This window comes from Dyella sp. BiH032 (assembly GCF_031954525.1).
In the GTDB taxonomy this organism is placed as follows: domain Bacteria; phylum Pseudomonadota; class Gammaproteobacteria; order Xanthomonadales; family Rhodanobacteraceae; genus Dyella_D.
In genome coordinates, this window is sequence record NZ_CP134867.1 from 1,313,583 (window position 1) to 1,332,455 (window position 18,873).

The following is an 18,873-nucleotide window of genomic DNA, read 5'->3' on the forward strand; positions in this document are numbered from 1 at the left end:
AAAGCGGGGCTCAGTCGGCGCCTGGGCCTGCGGCGGCGACCGGGAACAGCTTGCGCCAGACGTAGTACACCGGCACGCCGGCGACCATGATCAGCACGCCGATGCCGGCATTGACCGGATTGCTGCGCATGGTTTCGATCACGACCCAGGCCACCACGCCCACGAAGATCAGCGGCAGCAGCGGGTACCCCGGAACGCGGAAGCTCGCCTCCGCACCCTGGCGGTGGCGATACCAGAACAGCGTGGCCACGCCCAGCGCACAGGCGAGCCAGTCGCCGAACGTGGCGTAGTCGAGCAGCTGGCCGTAGCTGCCCGAGATGGCCAGCAGCACTGCCCAGCCCGACAGCAGCAGCAGCGCGACATTCGGTGTGCGATGACGCGGATGGAGCTTCGCGACGCTACGGAAAAACAGTCCGTCGGCACCCATCACCTGCAGCACGCGCGCGCCGGCCACCAGCGTGATGTTGCAGAAGCCGAGCGTGGAAATGGCGATGCCGATGGCGATCAGCTTGGCGCCCACCGGGCCGAACACACGGTTCATTACGTCCGCCGCCGGGGTGGTGCTGGCCGCCAGCCCGTCATGGCCGAGCACCGCGAGGTAGGCCACGTTCACCAGCGCGTAGACCGCGATCACCAGCAGCATACCCATGAACAACGCACGCGGCAGCGTCCGCTGCGGCTCCCGCACCTCGCCGGCCAGGTTGTTGAGATAGGTGAAGCCCGAATAGGCGAACAGCACCGGCAGCGCCGCACCGATGAAACCCACATCGCTGCGCGCCGGGTCCGTCGCCAGCACGCCGGCTCCGTTCGCGCCGGCCAGGAACAGGCCGCACACCACCAGCACCGCCACGGCCAGCAGCTTCAGCAGGGTGAACAGGTTCTGCACCTGCGCGCCCAGCTTCAGGCCGAACAGGTTGATGCCGGCCACGAAGACCAGCGCGCCGGCCGCCAGTGGCTTGATGGTGGAGGTCGGCAGGCCGAACACGCCCGAGGCGTAGCTGGCGAAGATGGTCGCCACTGCCGCGGCCGAGCCGGAATAGATCACCAGCAGCATGGTCCAGCCGAACAGGAAGCCGGCCAGCGAACCGAATGCTTCGCGCAGATACACGTAGCTGCCGCCGGCATGCGGACGCCGCGCGCCCAGTTCCGCGTAGCAGAGCGCGCCGATCAAGGTGAGCAGGCCGGCGCCGACCCAGACCAGCAGCAGGGCGAGGCCCGACTCCGTGCGCTGCGCCGCGATGCCGGGATTGAGGAAGATACCGCCCCCTATGATCCCGCCGACCACGATCATGGCGGCATCCCAGGAGGTCAGTCGCCGCACGTAGCCGGATGCCGGGGTATCGCTCATGGAAGGGTTCGCCCTGTGGAAAAAACTGGCGGCGAGCATGGCGGGTTATGGGAGAGCGGGCAAGGGCGGGGCCAGGCGCGCGTCCCCAAAAAAACCGGCCCCGCGAGGGGCCGGCCAAAGTCCTGTGTCCGCGAGGACGCGTCAGAACGCGCGCAGGAACAGATCGAAGTTCGCCACGTTGAGCGTGCCGATGCCCGAGCCGGGCTCGTAGCCGCCGGAACCGTGGTAGAACCAGTTGTCGCCCTGGCGGATGTCGTTGAAGCCGGTCCACTTGCCGTAGCCGAAGATGTTCTGCAGCGCGTACACCTGCGGGTTCCAGAAGCCCACGCGGCGGCCCGAGCTCTGCGTCAGCAGCGCGCTGATGCCGTTGAGCTGCGGCGCGACGAAGCTGGTGCCGCCATTGCCCGCGGTGGCGCCGCCGTCGACGGTGGAGACCACGATGTAACCGGTTTCCGGATCGGCATTGAGCGAGATATCCGGCAGGTTGCGGCCATGGAAGTTGCCAGGCAGCTTCAGCAGCACCTGCGGGCCGGTGGTGTCGTTGTACGTCAGCGTCTGGTTCTTCTCGCTATTGCGGATACCGGAAGTGAACAGCTGATAGAACGGCCGCTTCCAGTACACGCTGACGCCGCCGCCCGCGCCGACCGAGTACAGGTCGATCACACCCTGGCCGACGTACTTGTCGAAGTAGTTCTGCAGATAGTCCCAGCCCCACACCTGTTCCTTGGTGATCGATTCGGTCGGGCCGTTGCGGAACGCATAGCTGAAGGGCACCGTGGTGCCGCCCGCAGCAGTCATGAAGGGGTCGGAGGCGGGCGAGTCCACCGTCAGCGGCGCGTTGAAGGTGCCCGGCTCGGTGCCGTGGCCCAGGCCACGCACCGTGTCGTAGGCGCCGGAATCGCCGGTGGCGGCGAAGAACGACTGGCCCTGCGCGGCGGCTTCCAGCAGGATCTGGTGCCAGATCTGCAAGTCGCCCACGTCGGTGGTGTCGGTGTTCTTGGCGCCATCCACGTTGAGCGCGGCGAAATTGTAGATTTCCGGCAGGCCCCAGCTGGTGGAGATGGTGTCGGCTACGTTGTCCGACACCGCCTGCAGCGCGGCATTGGTGAAGCTGCTGCCCGAATTGGGCGCGTGATAGACCAGGATGTCCGCTTCGGGCGCCAGGCCGCCGGCCTGTTCCACGTCCAGCGAGGTCTCGCCGCTGCCGCCGTCGATCGGCGCGCCGCCGTCCACCGGTACCTTGGTGATGCGGTGGGGCTTGGTCACCAGGCCGATGCCATCCCAATACGCCTGCGCGTCTTCCTCAAAGAAGTCCGACAGCGTGACGATGGCGACCGTGGTGCCCTTGCCGGTGACGCCGCGCGCATACAGCGGATTGATGTTGTAGAGGTTGGCGACATCGCCCACGGTGTACTCGCCCGGCACGCCGGTCGCGGCCGGATGGCCGTCGGCGGGCAGGGGAGCGAGCTTGGCCTGGGTCTTCGCCGTGGCCTGCATCGATACCTGCGTGGCTTTGTCCGGCGTGGTGATGCGGTGCGAGAGCACCTTGTGCTCGTTGCTCAGGCCGGAGGCGACCAGCACGGTGTCGGCGATGGACGAGGGCAGCACCGGCGCCTTGGCCGGGCGATGGAACACGTCGCCGCTTTCCTTCGACACATAGTTGTGGATGGGCGTCTGGAAGGCGGTGGCGAACTGGCTGATGGTGCCGCTGGTGCGGATCGCCATGCGGTTGGGCAGCAGCGTGCCGGTCAGGCCGTTCTGGCGGAGGAAGTCCTGTACCCGCTTGATCTCCTGGTCCGTCGCGCCGTACTTGTCGGCGAACTGGGCGGTGGTGAGGAAGCGGCGGTAATTCGGGTGCCCGGGGGTCACCGTCTGCTGGACGAATTGCTCCAGCTGCTGCTGGTTGTGCAGCTTCAGTACCAGCGTGACGTTGACCTTCTGGTTGGCATTGGCCGCGCCGAGGTCCGCGGCGGGCTTCATGCCGGCGGCGAACGAAGCGGTCGAAGCGGTGGCGAGCAGGAGCGTCAGGGACGCGGCGAGGGTCTTGCGGTGAAGCGTGGCGAGCATGTGCGTTCCTCCGTGGATGGCCCCGGACGCGTGGGCGCGGCGAGCGGCGGACGGCACGTGCCGGCGCCGCGCTCCGGCCGGGCCGGCTAAGCGCTGCTTGGATCTGCGAGAACTTCCCCGCCGATACGTGGCTCCCCTGTGCGCCGGTGTATCGGTCCGGCAAAACTAGCGCGATGGCGGGTGCGCGCAAAGTGACTGCTAAGCGAAATATCTTGCGATGGGGCGTCGCGGCGAGCGGGGGTTTCACGCTATCCATTTGAATTGGATGCGCATTTTCGTGCTCTGACCGCATGAAATGGCGCGCGTCCCGGCGATATGACAACTCCTTTTATGCATATGCCCGCCGGGGCCAACCGTCGCGCCGAAGATCGGCCCCGTAGCGGCGTGCTGGCATCCAAGTCATTGCGAGAGAACGATTTTGGGTGCCTCTGTCCGCTTGCGGCACAATAGACGGGTTGTGCGCCGCGAAAACCGCCTCGCGGCAAGGTTCTCCCTCCCGTCTTCCAAGCAGCCGCCATGACCACCATCAAGCAAGACGATCTGATCCAGTCCGTCGCCGACGCCCTGCAGTACATCAGCTACTACCACCCGGTCGACTACATTACGAACCTCGCCCAGGCCTACGAGCGCGAGGAATCGCCGGCGGCGCGGGACGCGATGGCGCAGATCCTGATCAATTCGCGCATGGCGGCCGAAGGCCATCGCCCGCTGTGCCAGGACACGGGCATCGTCACCGTGTTCCTCAAGGTGGGCATGAACGTGCGCTGGGACGCGACGATGTCGCTGGAAGACATGGTCAACGAGGGCGTGCGCCGCGCCTACAACCACCCGGACAACAAGCTGCGCGCCAGCGTGCTGGCCGATCCGGCCGGCAAGCGCCTCAACACCAAGGACAACACGCCGGCGGTGATCAATGTCTCGATCGTGCCCGGCGACACCGTCGAGGTGATCGTGGCCGCGAAGGGCGGCGGTTCGGAGGCCAAGTCCAAGTTCGCCATGCTCAACCCGTCCGATTCGATCGTCGACTGGGTGCTCAAGACCGTGCCGACCATGGGCGCCGGCTGGTGCCCGCCGGGCATGCTCGGCATCGGCATCGGCGGCACCGCCGAGAAGGCGATGCTGCTGGCGAAGGAATCGCTGATGGAGCACATCGACATCCAGGAGCTGATCGCGCGTGGCCCGCAGAACCGCATCGAAGAGCTGCGCGTCGAGCTGTACGAAAAGGTCAACGCGCTGGGCATCGGCGCGCAGGGCCTAGGCGGCCTCACCACCGTGCTCGACGTGAAGATCAAGGACTATCCGACCCACGCCGCCAACCTGCCGGTGGCGATGATTCCCAACTGCGCCGCCACCCGCCATGCGCATTTCACGCTGGACGGTTCCGGCCCCGTCGCGCTCGACCCGCCGTCGCTGGAGCACTGGCCGAAGCTCACCTATGACGCGTCCAAGGGACGTCGCGTGAACCTCGATACCGTGACCCGCGAAGAAGTGGCGAGCTGGAAGCCCGGCGAAGTGCTGCTGCTCAACGGCAAGCTGCTGACGGGCCGCGACGCCGCGCACAAGCGCATGGTCGACATGCTCAACAAGGGCGAGCCGCTGCCGGTCGACTTCAAGGGCCGCTTCATCTACTACGTCGGCCCGGTCGACCCGGTGCGCGACGAGGTGGTCGGCCCAGCCGGTCCCACCACCGCCACCCGCATGGACAAGTTCACCGAGCAGGTGCTGGCGCAGACCGGCCTGCTGGGCATGGTCGGCAAGGCCGAGCGCGGCCCGGCCGCGATCGAGGCGATCAAGAAGCACCAGTCGGTGTATCTGATGGCCGTGGGCGGCGCCGCTTACCTCGTTTCCAAGGCGATCAAATCCTCCCGCGTGGTGGGCTTCGCCGACCTCGGCATGGAGGCGATCTACGAGTTCGAGGTGAAAGACATGCCGGTGACGGTGGCCGTCGATTCGGCGGGCACGTCGGTGCACCAGACCGGGCCGAAGGAATGGCAGGCGCGCATCGGCAAGATTCCCGTCGTCGTGGCGTAATCGCTCTTGCCCCCTCTCCCCTCCGGGCGACCCGAAGGTAGTCCCCGTGGGAGAGAGGGCTGGGGTGAGGGGACCTACGGAGCGTGGAAGCGGAAGCCTTAAAGCTTTTTTGTCTTCCTGCGTAGAACCTCCTTCTCGAGCACCCGCTCGTCTCGAAGGTTTCTACCTACACCGACGTACGGTTTCGCCGCACCCGAATTTCCCGCCTTTATCCATTGCATTTCCACCTGTTGCGGCGCAACACTGGCCGAATCACTTTTTTCCCCAACCACGCAACCGAAGGTACCCGTGAACCCGCAAAGCCCCGCGTCGCTTCCCGCTGACGCATCCTGGATCGTGATGAAGTTCGGCGGCACCAGTGTCGCCACCCTGCCGCGCTGGCAGAACATCCGTGAGCTCGTCGCCAGCCGCCGCGCCGAAGGCGCCCGCGTGCTGGTGGTCGTGTCCGCGCTCACCGGCATCACCGACGCACTCAAACAACTGTGCGCACAGGAAGACAAGGGCAAACGCATCGAGGCTGCACGCGCGATCGCACAGCGTCACTACGACCTGCTCGATCACATGCAGCTGGCGGTTCCGGAAACGCTCGCGCAGAGACTGTCCGACCTGGCGAAGCTCGCCGAGGACGGCCCCGGCACGATGGGCGAACTGGCCTGGTCGGCACTGGTGCAGGCGCACGGCGAGCTGATGTCCAGCGCGCTGGGCGCCACGTTCCTGACGCATGCCGGCTTGCCCACGCAATGGGTGGATGCGCGCGACTGCCTCGCGGCGGTCGCGCTGCCCAACCAGAACGAGCGCACCAAGCTGCTGTCGGCGATGGTCGAGGCACGTCCGGATCCCGCCTTGAATGCGCGGCTCGCGCAACTCGGCGACGTGTTCATCACGCAAGGTTTCATCGCGCGCGAAGAACACGGCCGCACGGTGCTGCTGGGCCGCGGCGGTTCCGATACGTCCGCTTCGTACTTCGGCGCGCTGCTGAAGGCGCAGCGCGTGGAGATCTGGACCGACGTGGCCGGCATGTTCACCGCCAATCCGCGCCAGGTCCCCGGCGCGCGCCTGCTGCAGCGCCTGGACTACGAAGAGGCCCAGGAAATCGCTTCCACCGGTGCGAAGGTGCTGCACCCGCGCTGCCTCTCGCCGCTGCGCGAGCCGCGCGTGCCGATGCTGATCAAGGACACCAACCGGCCCGAACTGGAAGGCACCGTGATCGGCCCGGAAGTGCGCGAGCATGCACCGAGCGTCAAGGCGATCAGCGCGCGCAAGGGCATCACCCTGGTGTCGATGGAGTCGGTGGGCATGTGGCAGCAGGTCGGCTTCCTCGCCGACGTGTTCGCGCAGTTCAAGCAGCACGGCCTGTCGGTGGACCTGATCGGCTCGGCGGAAACCAACGTCACCGTGTCGCTGGACCCCACCGAGAACTTGCTCGATTCCGACGCCATCGCCGCGCTTGCCAGCGACCTGGCCAAGGTGTGCCGCGTGAAGGTGATCGCGCCTTGCGCGGCGATCACCCTGGCCGGGCGCGGCATGCGTTCGATGCTGCATACGCTGTCCGGCGTGCTGGCGGAATTCGGCCAGATCCGCGTGCACCTGATCTCGCAGTCGTCCAACAACCTTAACCTCACCTTCGTGGTGGACGAGAACGTGGTGGACGACCTGCTGCCGCACCTGCACGAGCTGCTGATCGCCGCCGGCGCCCTGCGCACCGACGACAGCGCGCTGTTCGGGCCGAGCTGGCAGGCGCTGTACGGCAGCGGCGAAGTGGTCGCTCCGGCCGCCTCGTGGTGGCGCACCACCGAGCGCGAGCGCCTGCTCAAGCTCGGCGCCGAGCGCACGCCGCGCTACGTCTACCACCTGCCCACCGTGCGCCAGCAGGCGCGCGAGCTGAAATCGCTGGGAGCGGTGGACCGCCTGCACTACGCGGTGAAGGCCAATACGCATCCGGCCATCCTCAAGGCGCTGGCGGAAGAAGGTTTCGGCTTCGAGTGCGTGTCGCCGGGCGAAATGAAAGCCGTGATGGCCGCGGTGCCGGAGTCGGCGCCGCTGCTGTTCACGCCGAACTTCGCGCCGCGGGCCGACTACGAGTGGGCGCTGACCACGCGCGCCACCATCTCGCTGGATGCGCTGTACCAGCTGGAACATTGGGGCGAGCTGTTCCGCGGCCGCGAGATTGTGCTGCGTGTGGACCTGGGCCGCGGCCTGGGCCACCACGAGAAGGTGCGCACCGGCGGCAGCGGCAGCAAGTTCGGTCTGCCGGTGGAACTGGTGGATCCGTTCCTGCGCCTGGCCGACACCCATGGCGTGATCGTGCGCGGCCTGCATGCGCACCTGGGCTCCGGCATCCTCGACGAGGGCCACTGGGGCGAGGTGTACGGCCAGCTCGCCAGCCTGGCCGAGCGCATCGGCAGCGTGGCCTTCCTCGACATCGGCGGCGGCCTTGGCGTGCCCTCGCATCCGGGCGAGGCGCGGCTGGACATCGCCGCGCTGGACCGCGTGCTACGCGGCGTGAAAGCGGCCTATCCGCACTACCAGCTGTGGATGGAGCCGGGCCGTTACCTGGTGGCCGATGCCGGCGTGCTGCTGACCCGCGTCACCCAGCAGAAGGGCAAGGGTTCGTGGCGCTATCTCGGCGTGGACACGGGCATGAACAGCCTGATCCGCCCCGCGCTGTACGAGGCCTGGCACGAGATCGTCAACCTCACCCGCCTGGACGAGCCGGCCACCGGCCTGTTCCAGGTGGTGGGTCCGATCTGCGAAAGCGGCGACGTCCTCGGCACCGACCGCCGCCTGCCGGAAGCGCAGGAAGGCGACGTGGTGCTGGTCGCCCAGGCCGGCGCGTACGGCAAGGTGATGTCGTCGCCGTACAACATGCGGGATGAGGCGGAAGAGGTGATCCTCGACTAGGTACTTGCCTCGGTACCGCACTTCTCCCTCTCCCCTCCGGGGAGAGGGCGGGGTGAGGGGCCGGGGCTCGCGAAAACGCATCAACGGAGCGCCCAAGGATGAAGCGCTTAAATGTAGACAGGGCACGCGATCTGCGTCAGAAGCAGACTGATGCGGAGCAAGTACTTTGGCATCGGCTGCGCGCCAGACGCCTACAAGGATGGAGTTCCGCCGACAGCACCAGATTGGTAGCTACATCGTGGATTTTGTTTGCACGGACGCATGGCTGATCGTCGAACTCGATGGTGGTCAGCATGCCGAACAGGCGGTCTACGACGAACGCCGGACGCTGGAGCTGCAAGCCCTGGGTTATCGCGTCCTGCGTTTCTGGAACAATGAGGTGTTGGCGAACCTGGAAGGCTTGCTCGAAGTTCTATTGGACGTTCTCGCAAGCCCCGGCCCCTCACCCCAGCCCTCTCCCCGGAGGGGAGAGGGGGCCGGTCGCGGCAAGACCCAGGCGTAGCTACACGAAAGAATTCAGCCACCTTGCCGCCAGAGCGATCAGGCAAGGTGACAACCCGGAGCCACTCATCGTGACCACCCCCATCCAACCCCGCCTCACCCAGGTCTTCCGCTTCGTCCGCTGCAGCTATGCCGATGGCGTGGCCGAGCTGGCCTATGCCTTCGACCACGGCGAGGAAATGGTCGAGCGCGTGCGCTTCCCGAACGCGCCCGCCGTGCCGGCCGCGCATGCCGCCGCCTTCGACCGCGCGCTGAAGCTGCTGCATCTGGTCGCCGGCGTCAGCTACTACAAGGCCGGCGTGCCGCCGCGCATCGAAGTGGCCGGCGGTCCGCTGGACGACGCTACCGCTGACCTGCTCGACACGTTGTATCTCAACGGCCTGGCCGAATTCGCGTATCGCAACGGACTGGACCTGCGCGGCCGTATCGCTTTCCCGCGCGGCGGCGCGGCGCCCGCGCCGGCTCCGGCGCTCCATCTGCCCAAGCGCACGCTCGTGCCGATCGGCGGCGGCAAGGATTCGCTGGTCGCGGTGGAAGCCATCAAGTCCATCGGCGGCGAAGCCACGGCCGTGTGGGTCGGCAATTCGGAACTGATTGCCGCCTGCGCCGCGCGTACCGGCCTGCCCACGCTCAATATCCAGCGCGAGCTGGCGCCGCAGTTGTTCGACCTCAATCGCGTTGGCGCGTGGAACGGCCATATTCCGGTGACCGCCGTGAATTCGGCGATCCTCGCGCTGGCCGCCATCCTCTACGGTTTCGACAGCATCGCCTTCGCCAATGAGCGCTCCGCCTCGGCCGCCACGCTCGAATACGACGGCCAGCTGGTCAACCACCAGTGGAGCAAGGGCTACGCCTTCGAGCAGCTGCTCGGCGACTGGCTGCATGCACAAGTTGCCGCCGACCTGGATTACTTCTCGCTGCTGCGCCCGTACTCGGAGCTGGCCGTCACCCGCGCGTTCGCCAAGCTCACGCCGTACTTCGACGCCTTCTCCAGCTGCAACCGCAACTTCCGCATCCTCGGCCCCAAGCCAGCCGATCGCTGGTGCGGGCAGTGCCCGAAGTGCCACTTCGTGTTCCTCGCGCTGGCGCCGTTCCTGCCCAAGCCGCGCCTGTTGCAGATCTTTGGCCGCAACCTGCTGGACGACGATAGCCAGGCCGCCGGTTTTGATGCGCTGCTGGAATACCAGGACCACAAGCCGTTCGAATGCGTGGGCGAGGGCGCCGAGGCGCGCGCGGCCCTGTATGCGTTGAGCCAGCGTCCGGAATGGCAGGAGGACGCGCTGGTCGCGCGCTTCCGCAGCGAGATCCTGCCTCAGCTGGACCCTTCCGCCCTGGCCCTCGAGCCGTGGCTGGAAGCGTCGCCCGAGCAGCGCATCCCGGTCCGCCTGCAGGGCGCCCTGAAGTTCTTCGCCTGAGCCGCCGCATGCGCATCGCTGACCTGGCCGGCAAGCGCGTCGCCATCTGGGGCTTCGGCCGCGAGGGGCGCGCCGCCATCGCGGCGCTGCGCGGGCGGCTGCCCGCGCTGCCGCTCACCTTGTTCTGCGGCGAGGCGGAAGTCCCTGGCGCACAGGCTTTCGATGCGGCGCTGGACGTGCACGGCCGCGAGCCGGGCGCGATCGACCTGGCCTCGTTCGACGTCGTGGTGAAATCGCCGGGCGTGTCGGCCTACAAGCCGGCGCTGCTGGCGGCGAAAGAGGCGGGCCTGAAGGTCACCTCCGGCACCGCGCTGTGGTTCGGCGAGAACCCGGACGCCAAGGTCATCGCCGTCACCGGCACCAAGGGCAAGAGCACCACCACCGCGCTGCTCGCGCACCTGGCGCGCGCGCTGGGCGTGCGCACCGCGCTGGCCGGCAACATCGGCATGCCGTTGCTGGAATTGCTCGGCCAGTCCGCCGAACTGTGGGCGATCGAGCTGTCGAGCTTCCAGACTGGCGAAGCCGGACCGCTGGACCTGGGCGTCGTCACCAGCCTCTACGAAGAACACCTGGACTGGCACGGCTCGCGCGAGCGCTACGTCGCCGACAAGCTCAAGCTCGCGGATGCGTCGCGACGCCTGCTGGTCAATGCGCTGCAGCCCTCCCTGCTGGAGAAGACCGCCGCGCATCCGGCGCGCCTGCTGTTCGGCACGGCGGATGGCTGGCACGTGGCGGGCGGCTACATCCGCCGCGGCGGGCGGAACGTCGTCGAGGCGGATCGCCTATCCGCGCCAGGCGCGCACAACGCGCTCAACGCCTGCGCCGCGCTCGCCGCGCTGGAAGCGATGGGCTACGGCGCGCTCGCCGCTGCGCCCGCGCTGGCCACGTTCGTCCCGCTGCCGCACCGCCTGCAACCGCTGGGCGAGCGCGACGGCGTGCTGTGGATCAACGACTCCATCAGCACCACTCCGCAGGCCACTCTGGCGGCATTGGAAAGTCTGCATGGCCGCAAGACGACCGTCCTGGCCGGAGGCCATGACCGCGGCCTGGACTGGTCCGACTTCGTCGCCGCCGTTGCGGCACGCCCGCCTCACGCCATTGTCTGCAGCGGCGCCAACGGCCCGCGCATCGCCGCGGCGCTGCGCCAGGCCAAGGTCGCCACGACGCTGGTGGAGGTTGCCAAGCTGGACGCCGCCGTGGCCGAAGCGCGCGGGCTCACGCCGCCCGGCGGCTGCATCCTGCTGTCGCCCGGCGCCCCGAGCTTCGACCAGTTCCACGACTACGCCGAACGCGGCCGCCATTTCGCCGACCTCGCCGGTTTCGATGGCCATGCCATCACCGGCATTACCGGTTTGGGCATCGCCTGAGCGCGACGGATGTCGTAGGTTGTCGTGAGCCCTGGGCGAACCCCAACCTACGGAAACCCGCATGAGCCGCGTCGCCTCCGCCTCCGTCGTCTCTACCGACACCGACTACCTGCACCATATCCAGGCCGGCCATTTCGCGCTGGATACCGACGAGCCCAAGGCGCTCGGCGGGCAGGGCGCCGCGCCGGCGCCGTTCGATCTCTATCTTTCCTCGCTGGCCGCCTGCACGGCGATCACGCTGCGCATGTACGCGCAGCGCAAGGGCTGGAACCTGGGTGAGTTCCGCGCGGAGCTCAGCCTGACCCGCGACGACGAAGGCAAGCTGCACATCCATCGCGTACTGCATTCGGACCAGCCGCTGAGCGATGAGCAGTGGGAGCGCCTGCTGGAGATCGTCGCCAAGACGCCGGTGACCAAGGCGATGCGCGAAGGCGCCGAGATCACCAGCGAACGCGGCGGATGACTCAGGGCGCCGCGGTGGCGCCCAGCTGCCGCGCCAGCGCGTAGAGCACGCGCAGGTCGTCCAGGTCGAGCGTGTCGCCATCCATGCCGCGGAAGTGGTGATGGAACGACCGCACCGCGGCGGGCCGATTGTCGAGCGAGTAGCCGACCAGCCCCAGCGCCATCCATGGGTCGAAGCCGGCCGGCGGGTTCACCAATGGCCCTCGCGGCCACAGGCCGTAGCCCGCATCCGCCAACTGCTTCCATGGGAACAGCGGGCCCGGGTCGTCCTTCCGTCCGGGGGCGAGGTCCTCGTGCCCGATCACCTGGGTCGGCGGAATGCGCAGACGCGCGGTGAGGTCGGCCAGCAGGCGCAGCAGGCTGTCGATCTGCGCCTGGGCGAAGGGCGAGTGGCCGTCGTTGTCCAGCTCGATGCCGATCGAGGCGGAGTTGACGTCGGTGATCGTGCCCCAGCGCCCGGGGCCCGCGTGCCAGGCGCGCTGTTCGTCGGCCACGAGCTGGTAGATGCCGCCGTCGGCGCCGATCAGGTAATGCGCGCTGACGGGCCCGCCGCTGTTGGCGGTGCGCAGCGTATGCAGGCTCTCCTGCACCGAGTTCTGGTCGGTGAAATGCACCACGATCAGCACCGGTCGGCGAATGTCGTGATTGGGCGAGGGCACCCAGCTCGCCATGGGGTTGCGCGCGGGCAGGGGCGCGCAGGCGGCCAGCCAGGCCAAAGGCAGCAGGAGCAGGCCATGGCGGGCGGAGCGGAACAGGGAAACGCAACCGGATCGGGACAAGGCAGTCACTCGCGGCGGAAACCCGCCGAAAGCTGCCGCAGCCGGCGTGGACCGTCAAGCGAGCCCTAGGCGCCGGGGCCCGCGCTTGGCTAGGATCGCTGCATCCCCGTAGCCGTTCCCCAAGCGCCATGGACATCCGCCTCGACCGCGAACTCTCGGATCCGCGCATCATCGACCTATTGCACGAGCATCTGCGCGACATGGCGCGCCACTCGCCGCCGGAAAGCATTCACGCGCTGGACCTGGATGGCCTGCGCCGGCCCGAAGTGAGTTTCTGGACTGTGTGGCATGGCGAGGCGCTGCTCGGATGCGGCGCCCTGAAAGAACTCGCTCCCGCTCACGGCGAAATCAAATCCATGCGTACCGCCGAAGCGCACCGGCGCAAGGGCGTGGCGGCTTCGATGCTGCGCTACCTGCTGGATGAGGCTGCTCGCCGTTCTTATCGAACGCTTAGTCTGGAGACAGGGTCGATGGCGGCGTTCGAGCCGGCCAGACGGCTATACGCCAGCTACGGCTTCACGTACTGCGCGCCCTTCGCCGACTACGTCGACGATCCCAACAGCGTGTTCATGACGCGCGATTTGTGAAGACCTGACCGCGGCTAAGAAAGCGCGGGCTTCCTGCCGCGCGCTAAGTAATAATGCGGTCGTCTGCACAGGGGCGCCGGCGCGGCGCGGGGGCGGCGATGCATCTTGATCTGTTTACGCTCGGCGTCATGGGGCTGGCCGTCGGGGCGACGATTTCCCTCAGTTTCACCTTGCTCGGCCTGGTGCTGCGCGGCATGCCCGCGTTGCGCATCTGGGCCGCGGCATTCTGGATCATCACGCTGGCCGGCCTCGCGCAGGGCCTGGACGAACGCGACACCTTTCTCTCCGCCATCGTCGGCAACGCACTGATCGCCATCGCCAACGCCGCGATGCTCATGGGCATCGCCGTGCATGTGCGCTATCCGTTGCGCTGGCGTTGGCCGCTGCTGTTGTCCGCGGCCTTCCTCGGCCTGCAGGTGCTGTTCCTGCTGGTGCCGCCCAGCCAGAGTCTGGAAGCGATCGTGTTCGGCGCCAAGAGCGTGGTGTGGGATGCGTGGATGATCTGGGTGCTGCTGCGACGCTCGCCGCGCGATCTGCGCGTGAGCTGCATGTTCACCGCCTTGGTATTCGCCGCGGACGCGGCGTTCTACCTGTTGCGTTCGGTGGTGATGGTGGCGCCCGGCACGGCGTCTCAAGTCTTGCTCGCCACGCAGCTGGTCACTGCCAACTATCTCTTTGCGATCATCTGTACCTTCCTCGTCAGCACCGGTTTTACGCTACTGCTGGCCGAACGCCTGACGCTCGACTTGCGCACCATGGCGCGCACCGATGGCTTGACCGGGCTGCGCAACCGCAACGCAGTGATCGAAGACGGCCGCCGCGCGGTGGAAGCCTGCCGCGCGCGCGGGCAGACCTCGTCGGTGCTGCTGCTGGACCTGGACCGCTTCAAGGCCATCAACGACAACTGGGGCCATCACGCCGGCGACGAAGTCCTGCGTCACTTCGTGCAGATCGTGCGCGTGGTGCAATTGCCGGAAGGTGCACTGCTGGGGCGCTACGGCGGCGAGGAATTCCTGCTCGTGCTGCCGGGCATCGACGCGGCGCAGGCCATCGTCGCCGCCGAAGGCGTGCGTTCCCGCCTCGCCGCCGCGCCGGCGCAGCACAGCGGGGAGCAGATCGGCGTCACCACCAGCGTCGGCGTGGCCGGCGCGGCAGACATGGATTTCGATGCGCTGATCACCGCCGCCGACGCGGCGCTCTACCGTGCCAAACACCACGGCAGGAACCGCGTGGAGTGGGCCGGTCACCGCGCGCCCGCAACGATCGCCGTCTGACGCAGCACGCGCACCGCAGGTCCGGCGCTCCGGCGTCGCCCGCCACGCCTTGGCAGGCATCCGCCATCCCATTACCTGCGAGGTAATCGCCGCCGCGCGGGGCGGGCGGCAATCTGGCGGCACACCCACCAAGGAGCACCGCCATGAACGACACCGCCACCCGTACCCTCGTCGAACGCTATCTGCAGGGCTGGAACGAGACGGACGCATTGCGCCGCCGCGCGCTGGTCGAAGAGGTCTACGCCGAGCATGCCGTCTACACCGATCCGATGGTGCAAGCCTGCGGCTGGGAAACTATCGATGCCACCATCGCCGCCGTGCAATCGATGTTCCCCGGCCATGTATTCCGCCTCGGCGGCCCGGTGGATGCGCACCACGACATGGTCCGCTTCCAATGGCACCTCTTCGCGCCGGGCGCGGACGAACCGTTGGTGATCGGCTTCGACGTCGCGCAGCTCGACGACGGCCGTATCCGGCAGGTGCTCGGCTTCCTCGACAAAGTCCCGCAGGTCGCCTGAAAGAAACCGATCGGGCGGCCACGCGCCGCCCGTTTCGCCGTGGCAGCCCAACATTCCGGCGGCGTGACTGCCGGCCCACCCGCTGCATCGCACTGCATGGGAATATCGGTGCGATGTCCTTTCCGCTCATGGAGACCGCATGCAGTCCACTGCCAGCGCCACGCGTCCCGTCGGCGACCTGCTGCGCGAATGGCGCAGGCATCGTCGCCTCAGCCAGCTGGAGCTGGCGACGGAAGCGGAGATCTCCACCCGCCATCTCAGCTTCGTGGAATCCGGACGTGCCATGCCCAGCCGCGACATGATCCTGCACCTGGCGGAATACCTGGATATTCCGCTGCGCGAGCGCAATGCGCTGCTGGTCGCCGCTGGCTTCGCGCCGGTCTATGCGGAACGCGCGCTGGACGATCCCGCCCTCGACGCGGTACGCCATACCATCGAACTGCTGCTCAGGGGCATGGAGCCGTATCCCGCGCTGGCAGTCGACCGCTACTGGCACCTGGTCACCGCCAACCGCGCCGCCGCGCGCCTGATGGCCGGCCTGCCAGAAACTTTGACGAAGTCGCCGGTGAACGTGCTGCGCGCCAGTTTGCACCCCACCGGCCTCGCGCCGCGCATCCGCAATCTTGCCCAGTGGCGCGCCCACCTGCTGGAGCGCCTGCGGCACCAGGTCGACGCGAGCCAGGACCCGCAGCTGATGGCGTTGCTACGGGAATTGCAAAGTTATCCAGCGCCGCCGCTGGAAGACGGTTACGCCGTGGGCGCGGCGGGCCGCATCGCCGTGCCGATGGAACTGGACGTGGGCGATGCGGTGCTGTCGATGCTCAGCACCACGACGGTATTCGGTACGCCGACGGACGTGATGCTGCAGGAACTGGCCATCGAGGCCTTCGTGCCGGCCGACGAGGCGACGGCGACGTGGCTGCGCAGGGCGGCGGAGGCGTAGGGCCGTTTGGGCACGCCAACCGCCGCCCGTGACCTCAGCGCGGCAGATCCTGCGTGCCTTGGATCGTGAAGGTCGCCGCCGCATCGCTCGCGCCCGGCTGCCTGCCTCCGACGAACAGCGCGTACTTGCCCGCCATCACGCGGCGGCGCCCCCGCGCATCCACCTGGCTGAGCTGCCGCGGGTCGATCTCGAAATGCAGCGTCTTCGACTCGCCCGCGGAAAACGCCACGCGCGAAAAGCCGACCAGGCTATGGCGCGGTGCGCCGGCCGGCGCGTCCTGCGCGGTGAGGTAGAGCTGCACGACTTCGTCGCCGTCCCGGTCGCCGCTGTTGCGCACGCGCACGTCCACGCCCAGTTTGTCGCCGGCCTTGAGCGTAGTGGCGGAGAGCCTGGTCGCGTCGTAGGCGAAGCGCGTATAGCTCAGCCCGTCGCCGAAAGCGAACAACGGCGTGCCGCGGAAATAGCGATAAGTGCGGCCTTCCATCCGGTAGTCGTCGAAGGCGGGCAGGTCCTTGGCCGAGGCATAGAAGGTGACCGGCAGCCGCCCGGCCGGGTTGTAATGCCCGCTGAGCACATCGGCGATGGCGAGGCCGCCGGCTTCGCCCGGATACCACGCGGCCATGATCGCATCCGCGTGCTGCTTGGCCCATGCCAGCGCCACGGCGCTGCCGCTGGTCAACACCACCACCAGCGGCTTGCCGCTCGCGGCCGCGGCTTCCAGCAGACGCTGCTGCGGCGCCGGCAGTGCCAGCTCGGTGCGGTCGCCGCCGGAAAAGCCCGGCACGCTCACCTGCAGTTCCTCGCCCTCGACGTCGGGCGACAGGCCCACCACGGCGACGACGGCATCGGCCTTGGCGATGGCCTCCTTCGCTTCGCGCAACTGCGCTTCCGCCGGCGCGGCCCATTGCAGGCGGATGCCCTGGTCCTCGCCGGTATGGCGCAGCTCGAGGCGGATCGAATGCGGTTTCGCGTCGGCGAAATGCATCGGCACGTTGAGGTCGTAATCCTTGCCGTGATCGTCCAGCACTTGCTTGCCGTCGACGAACAGGCGAACCGGATCATGCCCCTTGCAGTCGAAACAGCGATCGATGTGCAGGTTGAGGGTGTAGTCCCCCGCACCCGGCGGCAGCAGCTCGCCGGTCCAGCGCACCGCGTAGCGCTTGGCGTCGAGGCCTTCGGCGGGCGCGACTTCGTCCCAGTCGAAATCGATGCGGCGATCGATGCGGACCAGGGCAGGCTTGCCGTCCATGTCGCCGGAGGCGAAGTACTCGCCGCGCAGTCCGGGTTCCGCACGGCCGGTACCGGTGCGCAATGCGGTGGAGGGGATCGGCACCGTCACGCCTTCGGCCAGCGTGGAACCCTGGGCATAGGTCACGCGCGCCTCGCCGAACTGTCCGGCGATGCCCGCCAGCGGCGTCACCGGATGGACGGCGGTGCCGTGGTAGTTCGCTTCCAGCACGTTCAGCGCATCGGCGTTCGGGCCGATCACGGCGATGCGCTTGCCCTCCTGGAGCGGCAAGGTGCTGCGTTCGTTCTTCAGCAGGACGATCGATTCGCGCGCCGCCTGCAACGCAAGCGTGCGATGCGCCCGGGAGCTGATGTCCCCTGCGCCGAGCTTGGCGTACGGCCCGTTGTCCGCATCGAACATGCCCATCCGGTAGCGTGCGGCGAACAGCCGCCGGGCGGCCTGGTCGATCGCCGCCTCGCCGATCTGCCCCTTGCGCACGGCGTCGCCCAGCGCCGCGTAGGCGACACCGCAATCCAGGTCCGTGCCTGCGGCGACCGACGCAGCGGACGAACCGCCGTTATCCGGCTTGTAGCGGTGGAACTGGGTCATGTCGTCCACGGCGTCGCAGTCGGACACGACGTAGCCCGTGAACTGCCAATCGCGCCGCAGCCGTTCCTGCAGCAGCAGCGGCGAAGCGCAGGCGGGCGTTCCGTCCAGCGCGTTGTAGGCGCACATCACCGAGGCGGCATGGCCTTGGGTGACGGCCATGCGGAAGGCGGGCAGGTAGGTGTCTTCCAGATCGTGCGGCGACACGCGCGCATCGAAGCCATGGCGGCCCTTTTCAGGTCCGCTGTGCACGGCGAAATGCTTCGGCGTGCCGGCCGCCTTCAGCACGCCAGGGTCATCGCCCTGGATGCCGCGCACGAAGGCGGTGGCCAGCGTGCCGGTGAGGAACGGATCCTCGCCATAGGTCTCCTGGCCGCGGCCCCAGCGCGGGTCGCGGAAGATATTGATGTTCGGCGACCAGATGGTCAGGCCGTGGTAGCGCGGATGATCGCCCTTGCCGGCGAGGTTGTACTTGGCGCGCGCCTCGGTGGACACGACGTCGCCGACCTGCCGCAGCAGCCCGTCGTTCCAGCTCGCCGCCAGGCCGATGGCCTGCGGAAAGACCGTGGCGTAGCCGGCGCGCGCCGAGCCGTGCAGCCCTTCGTTCCACCAGTCGTAGGCCGGCACGCCGAGCCGTGGAATGGCCGGGGCCGAGCTCTGCAGCTGCGCGATCTTCTCCGGCAGGGTCATGCGCGCGACGAGCTCCGCCGCGCGCCGGTCGGCCTGGGCGGCATCCATGGCCGCAGCGTGGCCGGCGAACAGCGCCGAAAGCGCGAGGATGAGCGCACGCGGCCCGCTCCGGCAGGCGAGGGGCTTGGTGCGGGGGTGTGGCATGGACTTCACGGG

13 protein-coding genes and 1 pseudogene are annotated in these 18,873 nt (G+C 68.1%); 10 read left to right on the plus strand and 4 right to left on the minus strand.

Annotated elements, in window-relative coordinates; all coding sequences use genetic code 11:
* Positions 1–10: 10 nt before the first annotated feature.
* Positions 11–1,348 carry an amino acid permease gene (locus RKE25_RS05680; RefSeq protein WP_311841285.1) on the minus strand — a complete coding sequence of 446 codons (1,338 nt, stop codon included), beginning with the start codon at positions 1,346–1,348 and terminating at the stop codon, positions 11–13.
* A gap of 141 nt (positions 1,349–1,489) precedes the next feature.
* Complete coding sequence (locus tag RKE25_RS05685) at positions 1,490–3,415, minus strand: S53 family peptidase (RefSeq protein ID WP_311841286.1); 1,926 nt, start codon at positions 3,413–3,415, stop codon at positions 1,490–1,492.
* A gap of 516 nt (positions 3,416–3,931) precedes the next feature.
* Between RKE25_RS05685 and RKE25_RS05690 the strand changes: the two genes are divergently transcribed.
* The 6 genes and pseudogenes from RKE25_RS05690 (at position 3,932) to RKE25_RS05715 (ending at position 12,093) form a co-directional block, all read left to right on the plus strand.
* Positions 3,932–5,446 carry a fumarate hydratase gene (locus RKE25_RS05690; protein ID WP_311841287.1) on the plus strand — a complete coding sequence of 505 codons (1,515 nt, stop codon included), beginning with the start codon at positions 3,932–3,934 and terminating at the stop codon, positions 5,444–5,446.
* A gap of 339 nt (positions 5,447–5,785) precedes the next feature.
* On the plus strand, positions 5,786–8,347 hold the full coding sequence (locus RKE25_RS05695) for a bifunctional aspartate kinase/diaminopimelate decarboxylase (RefSeq protein ID WP_311842341.1): 2,562 nt from the start codon (positions 5,786–5,788) through the stop codon (positions 8,345–8,347).
* Positions 8,348–8,445: 98 nt separating this feature from the next.
* Positions 8,446–8,849, plus strand: a pseudogene (locus tag RKE25_RS05700) (DUF559 domain-containing protein).
* A 70-nt stretch (positions 8,850–8,919) separates the two neighbouring features.
* The gene (gene murL / locus RKE25_RS05705) at positions 8,920–10,263 is read left to right on the plus strand and encodes a UDP-N-acetyl-alpha-D-muramoyl-L-alanyl-L-glutamate epimerase (protein ID WP_311841288.1); all 1,344 of its coding nucleotides are present in this window, start codon (positions 8,920–8,922) and stop codon (positions 10,261–10,263) included.
* 8 nt (positions 10,264–10,271) lie between these two features.
* Positions 10,272–11,630 (plus strand): UDP-N-acetylmuramoyl-L-alanine--D-glutamate ligase, encoded by a 1,359-nt coding sequence (murD, locus tag RKE25_RS05710; protein WP_311841289.1) that lies wholly within the window; start codon positions 10,272–10,274, stop codon positions 11,628–11,630.
* Between the two features lie 61 nt (positions 11,631–11,691).
* Positions 11,692–12,093 carry an OsmC family protein gene (locus tag RKE25_RS05715; protein WP_311841290.1) on the plus strand — a complete coding sequence of 134 codons (402 nt, stop codon included), beginning with the start codon at positions 11,692–11,694 and terminating at the stop codon, positions 12,091–12,093.
* Position 12,094: 1 nt separating this feature from the next.
* Here the strand turns inward: RKE25_RS05715 and RKE25_RS05720 are convergent, their stop codons facing one another.
* Positions 12,095–12,847 (minus strand): N-acetylmuramoyl-L-alanine amidase, encoded by a 753-nt coding sequence (locus RKE25_RS05720; protein WP_311842342.1) that lies wholly within the window; start codon positions 12,845–12,847, stop codon positions 12,095–12,097.
* Positions 12,848–12,999: 152 nt separating this feature from the next.
* Between RKE25_RS05720 and RKE25_RS05725 the strand changes: the two genes are divergently transcribed.
* From RKE25_RS05725 to RKE25_RS05740, 4 genes are all read left to right on the plus strand, one after another.
* The gene (locus tag RKE25_RS05725) at positions 13,000–13,458 is read left to right on the plus strand and encodes a GNAT family N-acetyltransferase (RefSeq protein WP_311841291.1); all 459 of its coding nucleotides are present in this window, start codon (positions 13,000–13,002) and stop codon (positions 13,456–13,458) included.
* Between the two features lie 98 nt (positions 13,459–13,556).
* Positions 13,557–14,732, plus strand: coding sequence for a GGDEF domain-containing protein (locus RKE25_RS05730; RefSeq protein WP_311841292.1), 1,176 nt, complete (start codon positions 13,557–13,559; stop codon positions 14,730–14,732).
* Positions 14,733–14,875: 143 nt separating this feature from the next.
* The gene (locus tag RKE25_RS05735; protein ID WP_311841293.1) at positions 14,876–15,250 is read left to right on the plus strand and encodes a nuclear transport factor 2 family protein; all 375 of its coding nucleotides are present in this window, start codon (positions 14,876–14,878) and stop codon (positions 15,248–15,250) included.
* A gap of 139 nt (positions 15,251–15,389) precedes the next feature.
* Positions 15,390–16,193: a helix-turn-helix transcriptional regulator gene (locus RKE25_RS05740; protein WP_311841294.1), complete on the plus strand. Its 804-nt coding sequence runs from the start codon at positions 15,390–15,392 to the stop codon at positions 16,191–16,193.
* Positions 16,194–16,227: 34 nt separating this feature from the next.
* On the opposite strand, the gene RKE25_RS05745 is transcribed toward RKE25_RS05740, so the two are convergent.
* Entirely contained in the window at positions 16,228–18,765 is a 2,538-nt protein-coding gene (locus tag RKE25_RS05745; RefSeq protein ID WP_311842343.1) for a glycoside hydrolase family 3 C-terminal domain-containing protein, read from the minus strand.
* Between the last annotated feature and the right edge of the window lie 108 nt (positions 18,766–18,873).

Bases quoted from the DNA above. Each gene is read 5' to 3' on its own strand.
- RKE25_RS05745 (WP_311842343.1), bottom strand. From the start codon at position 18,765: ATGGATGCCGCCCAGGCCGACCGGCGCGCGGCGGAGCTCGTCGCGCGC.
- RKE25_RS05695 (WP_311842341.1), top strand. From the start codon at position 5,786: ATGAAGTTCGGCGGCACCAGTGTCGCCACCCTGCCGCGCTGGCAGAAC.
- RKE25_RS05685 (WP_311841286.1), bottom strand. From the start codon at position 3,415: ATGCTCGCCACGCTTCACCGCAAGACCCTCGCCGCGTCCCTGACGCTC.
- murD (WP_311841289.1), top strand. From the start codon at position 10,272: ATGCGCATCGCTGACCTGGCCGGCAAGCGCGTCGCCATCTGGGGCTTC.
- RKE25_RS05730 (WP_311841292.1), top strand. From the start codon at position 13,557: ATGCATCTTGATCTGTTTACGCTCGGCGTCATGGGGCTGGCCGTCGGG.
- RKE25_RS05680 (WP_311841285.1), bottom strand. From the start codon at position 1,348: ATGAGCGATACCCCGGCATCCGGCTACGTGCGGCGACTGACCTCCTGG.
- RKE25_RS05740 (WP_311841294.1), top strand. From the start codon at position 15,390: ATGCAGTCCACTGCCAGCGCCACGCGTCCCGTCGGCGACCTGCTGCGC.
- RKE25_RS05715 (WP_311841290.1), top strand. From the start codon at position 11,692: ATGAGCCGCGTCGCCTCCGCCTCCGTCGTCTCTACCGACACCGACTAC.
- RKE25_RS05735 (WP_311841293.1), top strand. From the start codon at position 14,876: ATGAACGACACCGCCACCCGTACCCTCGTCGAACGCTATCTGCAGGGC.
- RKE25_RS05725 (WP_311841291.1), top strand. From the start codon at position 13,000: ATGGACATCCGCCTCGACCGCGAACTCTCGGATCCGCGCATCATCGAC.
- RKE25_RS05690 (WP_311841287.1), top strand. From the start codon at position 3,932: ATGACCACCATCAAGCAAGACGATCTGATCCAGTCCGTCGCCGACGCC.